General features: G+C 50.9%; 1 pseudogene. It reads right to left on the reverse strand.

The annotated features are described in order from the left end of the window. Window positions 1-314, reverse strand: a pseudogene (locus WCE05_RS26265) (glucose-6-phosphate isomerase); the annotation flags it as partial. Window positions 315-409: the final 95 nt, after the last annotated feature.

The raw sequence follows: 409 nt of genomic DNA on the forward strand, positions 1-409 counted from the left end.
GCTTTTTGTTCTTCATAACCTGGTTTCCCGAGCAAGGCGAACATATTTGCTTTATACGCTTCAACACCTGGTTGGTTGAACGGGTTCACCCCAAGGATGTATCCGCTCATCGCGCACGCCTTCTCGAAGAAGTAGAACAAGTAACCGAGATGGTACGGCGTCAACTCTGGCAATTCGACGACGAGGTTTGGTACGTTTCCGTCCGTGTGGGCGAGAAGCGTTCCTTCAGCTGCCTTATCGTTTACGAATTGAATCGTTTCGCCAGCAAGGAAGTTTAAGCCATCAAGGTCTTGCGCATCTTCGGGCACGTTCATCTCGTGACGGGTTCGTGACACGGATGACCGTCTCGAACAAATCACGACGTCCTTCCTGGATGTATTGCCCCATTGAGTGAAGGTCTGTCGAGAAG

The organism is Pseudomonas sp. I2, from assembly GCF_040984075.1.
Lineage (GTDB): Bacteria > Pseudomonadota > Gammaproteobacteria > Pseudomonadales > Pseudomonadaceae > Aquipseudomonas > Aquipseudomonas guariconensis_B.